The sequence below is a fragment of the Niveibacterium sp. genome (genome assembly GCF_041909475.1).
Lineage (GTDB): Bacteria > Pseudomonadota > Gammaproteobacteria > Burkholderiales > Rhodocyclaceae > Niveibacterium.
On sequence record NZ_JAYRDJ010000030.1, the window covers coordinates 12,573 to 27,547 of the forward strand.

General features: G+C 61.8%; 12 protein-coding genes, 1 tRNA gene and 2 pseudogenes. All 15 read left to right on the forward strand.

The features are described 5' to 3' along the window. Positions 1-108 precede the first annotated feature (108 nt). Positions 109-1,392 (forward strand): annotated as a pseudogene (aroA, locus tag ACE3P0_RS16735) (3-phosphoshikimate 1-carboxyvinyltransferase); the annotation flags it as partial. A 48-nt stretch (positions 1,393-1,440) separates the two neighbouring features. After that, positions 1,441-3,174, forward strand: a complete 1,734-nt coding sequence (gene argS / locus ACE3P0_RS16740; RefSeq protein ID WP_374403870.1) for an arginine--tRNA ligase — start codon at positions 1,441-1,443, stop codon at positions 3,172-3,174. Next, positions 3,175-3,462, forward strand: a complete 288-nt coding sequence (locus tag ACE3P0_RS16745; RefSeq protein WP_374403871.1) for a helix-hairpin-helix domain-containing protein — start codon at positions 3,175-3,177, stop codon at positions 3,460-3,462. Positions 3,463-3,467: 5 nt separating this feature from the next. Next, positions 3,468-4,121 (forward strand): annotated as a pseudogene (gene cmk / locus ACE3P0_RS16750) ((d)CMP kinase); the annotation flags it as partial. 108 nt (positions 4,122-4,229) lie between these two features. Further along, positions 4,230-5,930 carry a 30S ribosomal protein S1 gene (gene rpsA, locus ACE3P0_RS16755; RefSeq protein ID WP_374403872.1) on the forward strand — a complete coding sequence of 567 codons (1,701 nt, stop codon included), beginning with the start codon at positions 4,230-4,232 and terminating at the stop codon, positions 5,928-5,930. Between the two features lie 12 nt (positions 5,931-5,942). Further along, the gene (locus tag ACE3P0_RS16760) at positions 5,943-6,224 is read left to right on the forward strand and encodes an integration host factor subunit beta (RefSeq protein WP_172204478.1); all 282 of its coding nucleotides are present in this window, start codon (positions 5,943-5,945) and stop codon (positions 6,222-6,224) included. Between the two features lie 88 nt (positions 6,225-6,312). Next, on the forward strand, positions 6,313-6,621 hold the full coding sequence (locus tag ACE3P0_RS16765; protein ID WP_374403873.1) for a lipopolysaccharide assembly LapA domain-containing protein: 309 nt from the start codon (positions 6,313-6,315) through the stop codon (positions 6,619-6,621). Between the two features lie 6 nt (positions 6,622-6,627). Continuing rightward, positions 6,628-7,803: a lipopolysaccharide assembly protein LapB gene (lapB, locus tag ACE3P0_RS16770; protein WP_374403874.1), complete on the forward strand. Its 1,176-nt coding sequence runs from the start codon at positions 6,628-6,630 to the stop codon at positions 7,801-7,803. Positions 7,804-7,833: 30 nt separating this feature from the next. After that, entirely contained in the window at positions 7,834-9,156 is a 1,323-nt protein-coding gene (locus tag ACE3P0_RS16775; RefSeq protein WP_374403875.1) for a UDP-glucose/GDP-mannose dehydrogenase family protein, read from the forward strand. A 1-nt stretch (position 9,157) separates the two neighbouring features. Beyond that, entirely contained in the window at positions 9,158-10,099 is a 942-nt protein-coding gene (gene rfaE1, locus ACE3P0_RS16780; RefSeq protein ID WP_374403876.1) for a D-glycero-beta-D-manno-heptose-7-phosphate kinase, read from the forward strand. A 10-nt stretch (positions 10,100-10,109) separates the two neighbouring features. Next, positions 10,110-11,117: an ADP-glyceromanno-heptose 6-epimerase gene (gene rfaD, locus ACE3P0_RS16785; protein ID WP_374403877.1), complete on the forward strand. Its 1,008-nt coding sequence runs from the start codon at positions 10,110-10,112 to the stop codon at positions 11,115-11,117. A 13-nt stretch (positions 11,118-11,130) separates the two neighbouring features. Next, positions 11,131-12,021, forward strand: coding sequence for a cysteine synthase CysM (cysM, locus tag ACE3P0_RS16790; RefSeq protein WP_172204362.1), 891 nt, complete (start codon positions 11,131-11,133; stop codon positions 12,019-12,021). Further along, positions 12,018-12,734, forward strand: a complete 717-nt coding sequence (locus ACE3P0_RS16795; RefSeq protein WP_374403878.1) for a hypothetical protein — start codon at positions 12,018-12,020, stop codon at positions 12,732-12,734. The genes cysM and ACE3P0_RS16795 overlap by 4 nt, the downstream gene beginning before the upstream one ends. A 97-nt stretch (positions 12,735-12,831) precedes the next feature. Next, a tRNA-Val gene (locus ACE3P0_RS16800) sits at positions 12,832-12,908 on the forward strand. Positions 12,909-13,053: 145 nt separating this feature from the next. Then, entirely contained in the window at positions 13,054-14,970 is a 1,917-nt protein-coding gene (thrS, locus tag ACE3P0_RS16805; protein WP_374403879.1) for a threonine--tRNA ligase, read from the forward strand. The last annotated feature ends 5 nt before the right edge of the window (positions 14,971-14,975 follow it).

Below are 14,975 nucleotides of genomic sequence, written 5' to 3' on the forward strand. Positions count from 1 at the left end.
CACTACCGTATGGATAGCTGTGCGGTGCGCTTCGATCTCGGCGTGCAGGCGACCGACCCTGCGCCACGCGTTTGCCGTCGGCACAACGACGTTTTCTGAGACTGACCCATGGAATACCTGGATCTTGCACCTGCTAAGGGTGCTGTCGGCAACATCCGTTTGCCCGGCTCAAAGAGCATCTCCAACCGCACGCTGTTGCTCGCGGCGCTGGCCGAGGGCCGTACCGAGATCCGCGATCTGCTCGCCTCTGACGATACCGATCGCATGCTCGAGGCGCTGCGCACCCTGGGGCTGCCGCCCGAGTCGTTGGGCGGATCGAGCTGGGCCGTGACCGGCGGCGGTGGGCGCTTCCCGGTGGCACAGGCGGATCTTTTCCTGGGCAACGCGGGTACTGCGTTTCGCCCGTTGACGGCAGCACTGGCGCTTGCCGGCGGTCACTACAAGCTCTCTGGCGTGGCGCGTATGCACGAGCGCCCGATCGGCGACCTCGTCGACGGGCTGCGCCAGCTGGGCGCCGATATCCGCTACCTCGGCAACGAGGGGTTCCCGCCGCTTGAGCTGCTGCCATCGAAGATCACCGCGGGTGGGGTGGTCAAGGTGCGCGGTGATGTGTCGAGCCAGTTCCTGACTGCACTGCTGATGGCGCTGCCGCTGACGGGCCAGAACACCACGATCGAGGTCGTCGGCGAACTGATCTCCAAGCCCTACATCGAGATCACGCTCAACCTGATGGCGCGTTTTGGCGTTGAGGTGAAGCGCGACGCCTGGGCGCGTTTCCATGTCCCCGGGCAGGCCTATCGCAGCCCCGGCGTGATTCATGTTGAAGGCGACGCCTCGTCCGCCTCCTACTTCCTCGCCGCCGGCGCGATAGGCGGCGGCCCGGTGCGTGTTGAAGGGGTAGGGCGTGCCAGCATCCAGGGCGACGTGAAGTTCGCCGAGGCGCTGGAAGCAATGGGTGCGCAGATCACCATGGGCGACAACTGGATCGAGGCTGCGGCGCCAGCCAGCGGCAAACTTCGCGCTTTCGACCGCGATTTCAACCACATTCCGGACGCGGCAATGACGCTGGCTGTCGCCGCGCTGTTTGCCGACGGCCCGTGCCGCCTGACGAACATTGCGAGTTGGCGCGTCAAGGAAACCGACCGCATCGCGGCCATGGCGACCGAGTTGCGCAAGGTGGGCGCCACGGTGGAAGAGGGGCCGGACTGGTTGCGCGTGACGGCGCCGGCCCAGCTCACCGCGAATGCCGCAATCGACACCTATGATGATCATCGTATGGCGATGTGTTTCTCGCTGGTGAGCCTGGGTGGCGTGCCGGTGCGCATCAATGATCCGAAATGCACCGCCAAGACTTTCCCCGATTATTTCGACGCCTTCGCGTCGGTCTGCAGGAGATAAGAGCGCCGCGGCACCGCCGGTGACCGCGCGTTCAGATGTGCCATGACTTCCACACAAACGATTTATCAGCTTCTTGATTCCCGCGTTGCTGCCGCACTGGCCGCTGCGGGTTGCGAAGGCGTACCCGCTGTGCTGACGCCGGCTGCGCGCCCTGAATTCGGCGATTACCAAGCCAACGGTGTGATGGGCGCCGCCAAAGCGCGCAAACAGAACCCGCGCGAGCTGGCGCAACAGGTCGTCGAGAAGCTCGATCTCGCAGGCATCGCCAGCAAGGTCGAGATCGCTGGGCCGGGCTTCATCAACATCACGCTCGATCCGGCCTTCCTGGCTGCCCGTGTATCGGCGGCGCTGGGCCGACAAGACCTCGCGGTGCCGCATCCGGCGCCGCAGCGCGTGGTGGTCGATTATTCCTCGCCCAATCTCGCCAAGGAAATGCACGTCGGCCACCTGCGCTCGACCATCATCGGCGATGCGCTGGCACGCGTGCTGCGATTCCTCGGCCACGAGGTCATCGCGCAGAACCACATCGGCGATTGGGGTACGCAGTTCGGCATGCTGACGGCCTTCCTGGTCGAGGTGGAGCAGGGCGCCGATACGGAAATGGCACTGTCCGACCTGGAGGATTTCTACCGTCGCGCGAAACAGCGCATGGACGAAGATCCGGCTTTTGCCGACACCGCGCGGGAGTACGTGGTCAAGCTGCAGGGCGGCGATCCGCACATCAACATGCTGTGGCGGCGCTTCCTCGAAGTGTCGATGCATCACTGTGAGGCGGTCTACGAGACGCTTGGTGTCGGCCTGACGCGTGCCGATCTGCGTGGTGAGAGCGCCTACAACGACGCGCTGCCTGGCATCGTTACCGACCTGCAGGCGAAGGGCCTGGCGGTCGAGAGCCAGGGCGCCCAAGTGGTGTTCCTCGATGAGTTCAAGAACAAGGACGGCGAGCCGCAGGCCTACATCGTGCGCAAGCAGGACGGTGGCTTCCTGTACTCGACGACCGATCTGGCCGCGGTGCGTTATCGCGTCGATGAACTCAAGGCCAATCGCGTGCTGTACGTCGTAGATCAGCGCCAGGGCCTGCACTTCCAGCAACTGTTCACGCTGGCGCGCAAGGCGGGCTACGCCGACGCCTCTGTCTCGCTGGAGCACGTTGGCTTCGGTGTGATGCTGGGCGAAGACAACAAGCCGTTCAAGACGCGTTCGGGCGGCACGGTGAAGCTGGCCGAATTGTTGGAAGAAGCGGTCGAACGCGCATTCGTGCTGGTCTCTGAGAAGAATCCGGATCTGGCCGAAGATACGCGCTGGGAGATCGCCCGTGCCGTGGGGGTTGGTGCGGTGAAATACGCCGACCTGTCGAAGAACCGCGCGAGCGACTACGTATTCTCGTGGGCGTCGATGCTGGCCTTCGATGGCAACACTGCGCCCTATCTGCAATACGCCTACACCCGCAGCGCCAAGGTGCTGCGCGATGCAGCCGATTCTGCCGTGGCAGACGCTCCGGTGGTGCTGGAAGAACGCGCCGAGCAGGTGCTGGCACTGCAGCTTGCGCGCTTTGCCGATGCGCTGAACGCGGTGGCGAAGGACACGGCGCCGCATCAGCTGTGCGCCTATCTGTTCGAGCTCGCGGTGGTGTTCAGCCGTTTCTATGAGAACTGCCCGGTGCTCAAGAGTGAGGGCGCCCAGCGCGCCAGTCGCCTGCAACTGTGTCGCCTGACCGCCGACACGCTGAAGACCGGCCTCGGTCTGCTCGGCATTGCCACCCTTGAGGTGATGTAAATGCCGCTGGCGCCCGCCGCGTTGCCCAAGGATGTGGCTGCCGAACTGCAGCGCATCCCAGGCATCGGGCGGGCAATGGCAGGCGATCTGTACGCGCTTGGCGTCCGGCGAGTGTCCGATCTGGCAGCGGCTGACCCGCAGGCGCTCTATGACCGGCTGTGTCAGCGCTCAGGCGTGCGGCAAGACCCGTGCGTGCTCTACACCTTCCGTTGTGCCGTGTATTTCGCGCGCCATACGGATCACGACCCCGAACTGCTCAAGTGGTGGAACTGGAAGGACCGCACATGAACACCCCTGTCATCGCAATCGACGGCCCGACCGCTTCCGGCAAGGGCTCGGTTGCGGCGCGCGTTGCCGCCGTGCTCGGCTGGCACTACCTGGATTCAGGCGCGATCTACCGTGTTCTCGCGCTCGCTGGCTTGCAGCGTGGCATCGCGCTCGACGACGAGGCGAGCCTCGCCGCGCTCGCCCCGCAGTTGGACGTGCGTTTTGACGGCGAGGCCATCTACATCGATAGCGTAGAGGCAAGTCTCGATGTGCGGCGCGAGACGACCGGCAATGCTGCGTCCAAGATCGCGGTGCTGCCCGGTGTGCGTGCCGCGCTGATGGATCGCCAGAAGGCCTTCCGCCGTGCGCCCGGTCTCGTGGGTGATGGTCGCGATATGGGGTCGGTGGTTTTTCCTGACGCGCCGCTGAAGATCTTCCTGACCGCCAGCGCCGAGGCGCGCGCGGAGCGGCGTTATAAGCAGTTGATTGAAAAGGGATTGGCTGCTAACCTAGATAGTCTTGTGCAGGAGTTGCGCGAGCGTGACGCACGCGACGCCAGTCGCCCGGTTGCGCCGCTGAAGCCCTGTGAAGACGCCATCCTGCTGGACACCACGCCGCTTACGATTGACGAAGCGGTCGCATTCGTCCTGCAGCAAGCCCAGACGCACAAGCTCTGCTGAAGCACTGAGTCCGATGGTTGAGGCTCCGGCCGCTGCGTTTTTCGCCGCGGACCGGGTTTGTTTTTTTCTTTTCCCGCTGTCGCAAGACGGCAACAGGTCAATTTTTCCATGTCTACTTCTATTCCCGCTGCGGAAAGCTTCGAGGCCCTCTTTGAAGAGAGCCTGAATCGCCAGGAAATGCGTGCCGGTGAGGTCATCACCGCTGAGGTCGTGCGCGTCGATCACAACTTCGTCGTTGTGAACGCCAACCTCAAGTCCGAGAGCTACATTCCGCTCGACGAGTTTCGCAATGACCGTGGTGAGCTCGAAGTTGCCGCTGGCGATTATGTCCAGGTCGCCATCGAAGCCCTCGAAGATGGTTTCGGTGAATCCCGTCTGTCGCGTGACAAGGCCAAGCGCATCGCCGCCTGGAACCACCTTGAAGCTGCGCTGAACGACGGCGATCTGGTCAAGGGCGTCGTGACCGGCAAGGTCAAGGGCGGTCTGACCGTCATGACCAATGGCATCCGTGCATTCCTGCCGGGCTCGCTGGTCGATATGCGTCCGGTCAAGGACACGACCCCGTTCGAAGGCAAGGAATTCGAATTTAAGGTCATCAAGCTCGATCGCAAGCGCAACAACGTTGTTGTGTCGCGCCGCGCCGTGCTCGAAGCCTCGATGGGCGAAGAGCGCGAGAAGCTGCTGTCCTCGCTGCAGGAAGGCACTGTCGTCAAGGGTATCGTCAAGAACATCACCGACTACGGTGCGTTCGTTGACCTTGGCGGCATCGACGGCCTGCTGCACATCACCGACCTGGCCTGGCGCCGTGTTCGCCACCCGACGGAAGTCGTGCAGGTTGGCGACGAAGTCACCGCGAAGGTCCTCAAGTTCGACGCCGAGAAGAACCGCGTCTCGCTGGGCCTCAAGCAGCTGGGCGAAGATCCGTGGGTGGGCATCGCTCGCCGTTACCCGTCGGGCACCCGCCTGTTCGGCAAGGTCACCAACATTACCGACTACGGCGCGTTTGTCGAAGTCGAGCAGGGTATCGAGGGCTTGGTCCACGTGTCCGAAATGGACTGGACCAACAAGAACATTCACCCGACCAAGGTTGTCCAGCTGGGCGACGAAGTCGAAGTGATGATCCTCGAAATCGACGAAGATCGTCGTCGTATCTCGCTGGGCATGAAGCAGTGCAAGGCCAACCCGTGGGATGACTTCGCACAGACCTTCAAGAAGGGTGACCGCGTCAAGGGCGCCATCAAGTCGATCACCGACTTCGGTGTGTTCATCGGCCTGACCGGCGCGATCGACGGCTTGGTCCACCTGTCCGACCTGTCCTGGTCGCTGCCGGGTGAAGAGGCGATCCGCAACTTCAAGAAGGGTGACGAAGTCGAGGCCGTCGTGCTGTCGATCGACGTCGAGAAGGAGCGTATCTCCCTCGGTATCAAGCAGATGGATGGGGACCCCTTCACCAACTTCATCGCCACGCACGACAAGAACAGCGTCGTTCATGGTTCGGTCAAGTCGGTTGACGCTCGCGGCGCCGTGATCGCGCTGAATGACGACGTCGAAGGCTACCTGCGTGCGTCCGAATTCGCGCGTGAGCGTGTTGAAGACCTGTCGCAGCTGCTGAAGGTGGGTGACGCTGTCGAAGCGATGATCGTGAACGTGGATCGCAAGACCCGCTCGATCAACCTGTCGGTCAAGGCTAAGGACCAAGCTGAGCAGAACGAAGCGATGCAGAAGTTCTCGAACGACAGTTCGGCTGCCAGCGGCACCACCAACCTTGGTGCGCTGCTCAAGGCCAAGCTCAACAACCCGCAGCAGTAAGCCTTGTCTGTCATGACGAAGTCGGAGTTGATTGCCAGGCTCGCGGAGCGTTTTCCGCAGCTTGGTGTGAAGGATGCCGACTACGCCGTGAAAGTGATTCTCGATGCGATGACGCTCGCGTTGTCGCGCGCCGACCGCATCGAGATCCGGGGTTTCGGCAGTTTTGCTTTGAATTACAGACCGCCGCGTATGGGGCGTAATCCCAAGTCGGGTGAGAAGGTGCAGGTACCGCAAAAGTACGTGCCCCACTTCAAAGCCGGCAAGGAGCTGCGTGAGCGTGTAGACGCGCAGTAAGCCTGCGGCGGTGGCAGTACCAGGAAGGCGGCGCAAGCCGCCTTTCGCTTTTTTGGCGAGTCGCACCGTATTGCGGGATAATTGCGCGATGCGCTTACTGCTCTGGCTTCTGCGGGGATTGGTGTTCTTCGTTCTTCTTGGCTTTGCGCTCAAGAACGACGGAATCGTCACGCTCCGCTTCTTCTTTGAAACCGAATGGCGTTTGCCGCTGATTGCGGTGATCCTGCTGACCTTCGTTGTCGGCGTGTTGCTCGGCGTAACCGCCGCAGTGCTGACGCTGCGCAACCAGCGTCGCGAGATCCGCCGCCTGCGCGAAAACGCATCGGGCGCGTCGGCATCGGTTTCTGCCCTTTCGGTGCGCGACACCCCGCCCGCCGATTACCTGCGATCGCTCTGAGAGTCCATGGAATTCGAACTCTGGTGGTTGCTGGCCTTCCCGATCTTCTTCGCGCTCGGCTGGCTGGCTGCACGTATCGACATCAAACATCTGGTGAAGGAGTCGCGCGCGCTGCCGCGCTCTTACCTCACTGGCCTCAACTTCCTGCTCAACGAGCAGCCCGACAAAGCGATCGACGCATTCCTTGAGGCGGTCAAGATCGATCCGCAGACGGTGGAGCTTCACTTCGCGCTGGGCAGTCTGTTCCGCCGGCGAGGCGAGCTCGATCGCGCGATCCGCATGCACCAGACGCTAGTGGATCGTGACGATCTGAGCGCCGAGCAACGTTCCAATGCGTTGTCCGAGCTGGGGCAGGACTTCCTCAAGGCCGGTCTGCTGGATCGTGCCGAAGCGGTATTCGTGAAGCTGCGCGAAACCGGCATGCGTGAATTCGCGTTGAAGCAGCTGCTGGAGATCTATCAGCAGGAAAAGGATTGGGCGAAGGCCATCGAGGTGGCGCGTGCGCTGCCAAACGCAGATTCGGCGCTGATGCTCAAGGAAATCGCGAACTTCCATTGCGAACTTGGCGCGACAGAACTCGCGCGCGGCCAACTCGATAACGCAGCGGCAGAGCTTCAACGCGCACTCGACGTGAATCGCCAGTGCGTGCGCGCCAACATGCTGCTCGGTGATGTGCATCTGGCGCGTGAAGACGCGGCTGCCGCGATCGAAGCATGGCAGCGCGTCGAACAACAGAACCCGGTGTATCTGGCCTTGGTCGCCGAGCGCCTGATGGAAGGCTACCGCCGCCTCGGCCGCAAGGACGACGGCATGCAGCTGGTGCATTCTTATCTGGAGCGTTACCCGTCGCTCGACTTGCTCGATGCCGTCTTCCAGTGGGAGCTGGAGCGTGATGGTCCTGATGCCGCCTACAAGCTGGTGCGCGAAGAGTTGAAGCGCAACCCGACCGTGCTTGGGCTGGACAAGTTGCTTGAGGCGGCGCTGCTGAACGCGCAGCCGGAACAGCGTCAGGATATCGAGATGGTGAAGGGGCTGATCCACGGGCATACCCGTCGCGTCGCCCGCTACTGTTGCGATGCCTGCGGGTTCAAGGCGCGTCAGTTCTACTGGCGTTGCCCGGCTTGTGGCGGCTGGGAAACCTACCCGCCGCGGCGCAGTGAAGAATTCGACCTGACGCCCTGATGGGGCGCTGACCTGAATGGAGTCACCAAGGTGAAAGTTACCGTTGTCGGCACCGGCTATGTTGGCCTGGTGTCGGGCGCCTGCCTGGCGGAAATGGGCAACGATGTGCTCTGTCTCGATGTCGATCCGAACAAGATCCGCATCCTGAAGGAGGGCGGCATTCCGATCCATGAGCCGGGGCTCGACAAAGTCGTCGAACGCAACGTCGCGGCAGGCCGTCTTCACTTTACGACCGACGCTGAAGAGGCGGTCCGCTTTGGCACCCTGCACTTCATCGCGGTCGGAACGCCGCCGGATGAAGATGGCTCCGCCGATCTGCAGTACGTGCTGGCGGCCGCGCGCAACATCGGCCGCCTGATGACTGACTACAAGGTGGTCATCGACAAGAGCACCGTCCCCGTGGGTACCGCCGACAAGGTGCGCGCCGTGATCGCGGACGAACTCGCAAAGCGCGGCGTCGATATCAAGTATGCGGTGGTGTCGAACCCGGAGTTTCTGAAGGAGGGGGCCGCGGTTGAGGACTTCATGAAGCCCGATCGCATCGTCGTTGGCGCGGACGACGAGCAGGCCGTGTATCTGATGCGCGCGCTCTACGCGCCGTTCCAGCGCAACCATGACAAGCTGGTCGTGATGGATGTGCGCTCGGCGGAGCTAACGAAGTACGCCGCGAACGCGATGCTTGCGACCCGCATCTCATTTATGAACGAACTCGCGCTGCTCGCAGAGAAGCTTGGAGCCGATATCGAACTGGTGCGCCAGGGTATCGGTTCCGACCCTCGCATCGGCTACCACTTCCTCTATGCCGGTTGCGGCTACGGCGGATCGTGCTTCCCGAAAGACGTCAAGGCGCTGATCAAGACGGCGAGTGATGCGGGGCAGGGGCTTAAAGTCCTTCAGGCCGTTGAAGACGCCAACGACGCACAGAAACTTGTGCTCGTGGACAAGATCGTCAAGCGCTTTGGCGCTGATCTGAGTGGCAAGAAGTTCGCGCTCTGGGGCTTGGCGTTCAAGCCGAACACGGATGACATGCGTGAGGCGACCAGTCGCGTCGTGATTGAAGAGTTGTTCAAGCGCGGTGCCACGGTGACGGCTTACGATCCGGTCGCAATGAACGAGGCGCGCCGCATCTTTGGGGATGAACTGCGACTCGCGTATGCGAACTCGCCGATGCATGCGCTCGACGGCGCAGACGCGCTGCTGATCGTCACTGAGTGGAAAGAGTTCCGCAGCCCGGACTTCGAGCGCATCAAGAGCGCGCTGAAGAGTCCGGTGATCGTCGACGGGCGCAACCTCTATGATCCGAAGTTGCCGCGCAGCTTCGGCCTCGAATACCTGCCGATCGGGCGGCCCTGATATGCGAAACCTGCCTCCGCTTCCAGATACAAGCCGCGCCCGGGTGTTGGTGGTCGGCGATGTAATGCTGGACCGCTACTGGTTCGGTGATGTGAGCCGGATATCGCCCGAGGCGCCCGTGCCGGTGGTCAAGGTTGAACGCAGCGAGGAGCGTCCCGGCGGCGCCGCCAACGTGGCGCGCAACGCTGCGGCGCTGGCTGCGCATACGGTGCTGCTGTCCGTCGTCGGGCAGGACGAGCCGGCGCAAGCGCTCGGCCGGCTGCTTGAAAGCGAAGGTGTTGTCGCTTCGCTGCAGACCGACCCCGATCTCGCGACGACCGTGAAGCTGCGCGTCATCGGCCGCCAGCAGCAACTGCTGCGCATCGACTTCGAAACCTGGCCGAACCACGAATCCCTGCAGGCGACCCTTGTTGAGTTTCGCTCGCGCTTGCCGAACGTTGATGTCGTCGTGTTGTCCGACTACGGCAAGGGTGGTCTGACGCATGTCGCAGAAATGATCCGGCTGGCGCGCGAGGCTAACAAACCGGTGCTGGTCGACCCGAAAGGGGACGACTATTCGAAGTATCGCGGTGCCACGCTGCTGACCCCCAACCGATCCGAATTGCGACAGGTTGTCGGCAAGTGGCGCGATGATGCGGATCTGGCGGCACGCGCTCAGAAGCTGCGCACCGAACTCGCGCTGGACGCCTTGCTGGTGACGCGCTCGGAGGAGGGGATGACGCTCTTCCGCGACGAGGGATCGGTTCACGAAGGCACGCGTGCGCGCGAGGTCTACGATGTTTCCGGTGCCGGTGACACGGTGATCGCGACGCTTGCGGTGATGCTCGCCGCCGGTGCGCCGATGGCCGATGCCATGCGCTGGGCTAACCACGCTGCGGGCATTGTCGTCGGCAAGCTCGGCACGGCGACGGTCACACTCGACGAAATCAAGATTCCAGACTGAGGAGACGCGTATGTCGCGCTACTACGTCGTGACCGGCGCCGCCGGTTTCATCGGCTCAAACATCGTTGCCGGGCTTAACGCCAAAGGCATCGACAACATCATCGCGGTCGACAACCTCTCGAAGGGCGACAAGTTCAAGAACCTGGTCGGCTGCGAGATCGCCGACTACCTCGACAAGAAGGTCTTCCTCGAAATGATCGAGGGTGGCGAACTGGACGGTTCGGTCGAGGCTATCCTGCATCAAGGTGCCTGTTCCGACACGATGGAACAGGACGGCCAGTACATGATGGAGAACAACTATCGGTACTCGCTTGAGCTGCTGCGTTTCTGCCTGGAGCAGGAGGCACAGTTTCTCTACGCCTCGTCCGCATCGGTGTATGGCGGCGGTTCCGTGTTCAAGGAAGACCGCCAGTACGAAGCGCCTTTGAACGTCTACGCCTATTCGAAGTACCTGTTCGATCAGGTGGTGCGGCGGGCGCTGACCGAAGGTGGCTCGCAAATCGCGGGCTTCCGCTATTTCAATGTCTACGGGCCGAATGAGCAGCACAAGGGGCGTATGGCCTCTGTGTCCTATCACTTCTTCAATCAGTACCGTGAGCATGGCAAGGTCAAGCTTTTTGAAGGTCAGGACGGCTACGGCAATGGCGGCCAGTTGCGCGATTTCGTGTTCGTTGAGGACGTTGTAAACGTCAATCTGTACTTCCTCGACAGCCCCGCGCTGTCCGGCATCTATAACCTGGGCACCGGCCGCGCGCAGAGCTTCAACGATGTTGCCGTGGCAACCGTGAATGCGTGCCGCGCGGCAAAGGGTGAGGCTGTGCTTTCGCTCGCCGAAATGCAGGCTCAGGGCGTGATTGAGTACATCCCGTTCCCCGCGGCGCTGAAGGGCAAATACCAGAGTTTTACTCAGGCCGAAATCTCGTTGCTGCGTGATGCCGGTTACGCAGACGCCTTCCATGATGTTGCCCAGGGTGTTGGGAAGTACGTCGCCACGCTGCAGCAGCGCGCCGGCGTCTGAGCCAGGGGTTCGCATGACGTTTCTGACGCTTGAGGACTACGTTGGTCGCACACCCTTGGTGCGTCTGAAGCGGATCAATGCTGGGCGCAACAACGTGATCCTCGCCAAGCTGGAGGGCAATAACCCCGCCGGTTCGGTGAAAGATCGCCCCGCCTTGTCGATGATTCAGCATGCCGAGGCGCGCGGCGACATCAAGCCCGGTGATACGCTGGTGGAAGCCACCAGTGGTAACACCGGTATCGCTTTGGCGATGGCCGCGGCGATGCGCGGCTACAAGATGATTCTCGTCATGCCCGAGAATCAGAGCTTGGAGCGGCGCCAGACGATGCGTGCGTTTGGCGCGGAGTTGATCCTCACGCCGCGCGAAGGCGGCATGGAGATGGCTCGCGATGTTGCGGAACGCCTGCGCGACGAGGGGCGGGGCATCATCCTTGATCAGTTTGCCAATGCGGACAACCCGCTCGCCCACTACGAGGGCACTGGCCCTGAACTCTGGGAGCAAACCGGCGGGCGCATTACCCACTTTGTCAGCAGCATGGGTACCACCGGTACGATCATGGGTACGTCGCGCTTTCTCAAGGAGCGAAACCCGGCCATCCGCATCGTTGGTTGTCAGCCAGCCGATGGCGCCCAAATTCCCGGTATCCGGAAGTGGCCCCAGGAATATCTGCCGAAGATCTATCAGGCGGATCGCGTCGACCAGGTCGAGTCGGTGGCTCAGGCGGAAGCGGAAGAGATGACGCGTCGCCTGGCGCGTGAGGAAGGCATTTTTGCAGGCATTTCATCGGGCGGCGCCATGGCAGTGGCTGTGCGCCTTGCGGCCACGCTTGAGAATGCAGTGATCGTGTCCATCGTTTGCGACCGTGGAGACCGCTACCTCTCCACCGGGGTGTTTCCGGGGTGACAGCGATCAAGCCTTCTGCGGTGGCGTTCGACATCGTCACCGTGCCGGATATAGCCGGCATTCGTTGTATCTACGACCTTGATGTCGCACTGTCCGATGGTGATGTGGCTGAGTACGCATTCCAGCGCCAGCGCGCCGCCAGTGGTGGCGACAATTTGCCGCCGCACCTTCAGCGGGTGGTCGAGATCTCGCTTGCCGAATGGGGTGACGCCGGTTTGACAGTGTCCTCTTTGTCCGCCGCCGAGAGGGATGAGGGGCAACTGATCGAGCGCTTTGTCGCACGACTCGCGGCGCGCGACGGGGAAGTGGCGTGTTGGGGGGCTATGCGCCGCCAGATACCTATCCTTCGATTGCGCGCGCTGACTCATGCCGCGAAGGTATGCGTGAAGCACAGCAGTACTCAGCAAGACGCGCTTGAGCTCCTGGGTCGCGTCGCAGACCTGTCAGGTCAGTTGCAGGGCGCCTCACCGGATTTGGACGTTCCCGTCGACCAACTGATCCGCCTTCTTGGCGCAGCCCCGGCGCGCGCGCTTAACGACGCAGCCGTGTGGAGTGCGTGGCAAGGCGGCGACTTGAAGTCCGTCACTGCGGAATGTGAGTGTCGCGCGCTCGCGACCCTGCACGTCTTGTTGCGCGCCCGATGTGTGGCCGGCGTGATCGACGGAGCGCAATGTGGAGCGGCCGAGCGGGCGATCGCTGCACGGCGTGCATAGCGGTTTGGCGCGGGTGACAGCCCGGTTCGGTGACAGGGCTGATTTTCAAAAAAAGTTTTGACAGCCCAGAAATTCAGGCTATAATCGCTTCTCTTTCAGGCGCGTAGCTCAGCTGGTTAGAGCACCACCTTGACATGGTGGGGGTCGTTGGTTCGAGTCCAATCGCGCCTACCAACACCCATGCGGAGCGGTGATGATTCTGCGAACTTGCACCACGGTTTGTCCGTAGTACGTGGGTTCGCCGGGTTCATACGCTTCGATTGAACGAAAAAGTGCGGCCCCATGGCCGCACTTTTTTTTTGCCCAAGCGGGAGTATTCATGCCTAACGTGCGTCTGCCGGATGGTTCGGTCCGGTCCTTCGAAAAGTCGGTAACTGTCGCCGATGTGGCGGCGAACATTGGCGCAGGCCTTGCTCGGGCGACCCTTGCAGGGCGTGTGAATGGCACCCTTGTGGATGCGAGCCACCTCATTGAGTCGGACTGCGAGCTCTCGATCCTGACGGCCAAGGATGCCGAAGGTCTTGAAGTGATCCGCCACTCCACGGCCCACCTGCTGGCGTATGCCGTGAAGGAGTTGTTTCCCGAGGCGCAGGTCACCATCGGCCCGGTCATCGAAAACGGCTTCTACTACGACTTCTCGTTCCCGCGCGGCTTCACGCCTGATGACCTCGTGCGTATCGAGGAGCGTATGGCTGAACTGTCCCGCCGCGACATCCCGGTGGTACGCGAAGAGTGGGCTCGTGATGCTGCAGTCGAGTTTTTCAAGGGGATTGGCGAGGCTTACAAGGCGGAGATCATAGCCAGCATTCCAGCGGACCAGACAATCTCGCTCTATCGCGAGGGCGACTTCGTCGATCTGTGTCGCGGTCCGCACGTCCCGTCCACGGGCAAGCTCAAGCACTTCAAGCTGATGTCGGTCGCTGGTGCCTACTGGCGCGGTGACTCGCGTAACGAGCAGTTGCAGCGGATCTACGGCACGGCATGGGCAAGCAAGGAAGATCTTGATGCCTACCTGCATATGATCGAAGAGGCGGAAAAGCGCGATCACCGCAAGCTGGCCAAAGTGCTCGACCTGTTCCATCTCCAGGATGAGGCGCCGGGGATGGTTTTCTGGCACCCCAAGGGCTGGACTTTGTGGCAGCAGATCGAGCAGTACATGCGTCGGCGTCTCGATGCTGCCGGATACAGTGAAGTAAAGACACCATTGGTTATGGATCGCGTCCTATGGGAGCGCTCTGGCCACTGGGAGAACTACCGTGAGAACATGTTCGTCACGGAGTCGGAGAAGCGCGATTACGCGGTGAAGCCGATGAACTGTCCGGGCCATGTTCAGATCTTCAATCACGGCCTGCGTTCTTATCGCGAGCTGCCGCTGCGGCTGGCGGAGTTCGGCTCATGCCATCGGAACGAACCATCTGGCGCCTTGCATGGCCTGATGCGGGTTCGTGGCTTCGTGCAGGACGACGCGCACATCTTCTGTACGGAAGATCAAGTTGTTGCCGAAGTGCAGGCTTTTAACGAGTTGCTTGTCTCGGTTTATCGAGACTTCGGCTTTAACGACGTCGTGGTCAAACTTTCGCTGCGACCAGAAAAGCGTGCCGGCTCCGACGAAGTGTGGGACAAGGCGGAGCAGGGCTTGCGCGATGCGCTCAAGGCGTCTGGAGTCGAATGGATTGAGTTGCCGGGCGAGGGTGCGTTCTACGGCCCCAAGATCGAGTATCACATCAAGGATGCGTTGGGCCGCTCGTGGCAATGCGGCACGATGCAGCTTGATTTTGTGCTGCCCGAGCGCCTTGATGCCGAGTATGTCGCTGAAGACAACACGCGCAAGCGCCCGGTGATGCTGCATCGCGCGATCCTCGGCTCGTTGGAGCGCTTCATTGGCATCCTGATCGAGAACTTTGCCGGCAACTTCCCGTTGTGGCTGGCGCCGAGGCAGGCTGTCGTGATGAGCATCTCGGAGCATCAGGCTGACTACGCAGAAGAAGTGGCGCGCGCCCTTGTCGAAGCAGGCTTCCGCGTCGAAACGGATTTGCGTAGCGAGAAGATTTCCTATAAAATTCGAGAACATAGCTTGCAAAAGCTACCCTATCAGCTGGTCGTCGGCGAGAAAGAAAAGGCGGCTGGCGTAGTGGCCGTACGTGCCCGAGGTGGTCAAGATCTTGGCCAGATGCCTCTCGATCAATTGCTCGATCGCTGGCGCCACGAGGTGGAAACCCGTGGCAGTGCGGCTTAATTTTT

What these genes read in the sequence shown, in the direction of transcription:
- argS (WP_374403870.1), top strand. Translation starts at nt 1,441, where the DNA reads ATGACTTCCACACAAACGATTTATCAGCTTCTTGATTCCCGCGTTGCT.
- ACE3P0_RS16745 (WP_374403871.1), top strand. Translation starts at nt 3,175, where the DNA reads ATGCCGCTGGCGCCCGCCGCGTTGCCCAAGGATGTGGCTGCCGAACTG.
- rpsA (WP_374403872.1), top strand. Translation starts at nt 4,230, where the DNA reads ATGTCTACTTCTATTCCCGCTGCGGAAAGCTTCGAGGCCCTCTTTGAA.
- ACE3P0_RS16760 (WP_172204478.1), top strand. Translation starts at nt 5,943, where the DNA reads ATGACGAAGTCGGAGTTGATTGCCAGGCTCGCGGAGCGTTTTCCGCAG.
- ACE3P0_RS16765 (WP_374403873.1), top strand. Translation starts at nt 6,313, where the DNA reads ATGCGCTTACTGCTCTGGCTTCTGCGGGGATTGGTGTTCTTCGTTCTT.
- lapB (WP_374403874.1), top strand. Translation starts at nt 6,628, where the DNA reads ATGGAATTCGAACTCTGGTGGTTGCTGGCCTTCCCGATCTTCTTCGCG.
- rfaE1 (WP_374403876.1), top strand. Translation starts at nt 9,158, where the DNA reads ATGCGAAACCTGCCTCCGCTTCCAGATACAAGCCGCGCCCGGGTGTTG.
- rfaD (WP_374403877.1), top strand. Translation starts at nt 10,110, where the DNA reads ATGTCGCGCTACTACGTCGTGACCGGCGCCGCCGGTTTCATCGGCTCA.
- cysM (WP_172204362.1), top strand. Translation starts at nt 11,131, where the DNA reads ATGACGTTTCTGACGCTTGAGGACTACGTTGGTCGCACACCCTTGGTG.
- thrS (WP_374403879.1), top strand. Translation starts at nt 13,054, where the DNA reads ATGCCTAACGTGCGTCTGCCGGATGGTTCGGTCCGGTCCTTCGAAAAG.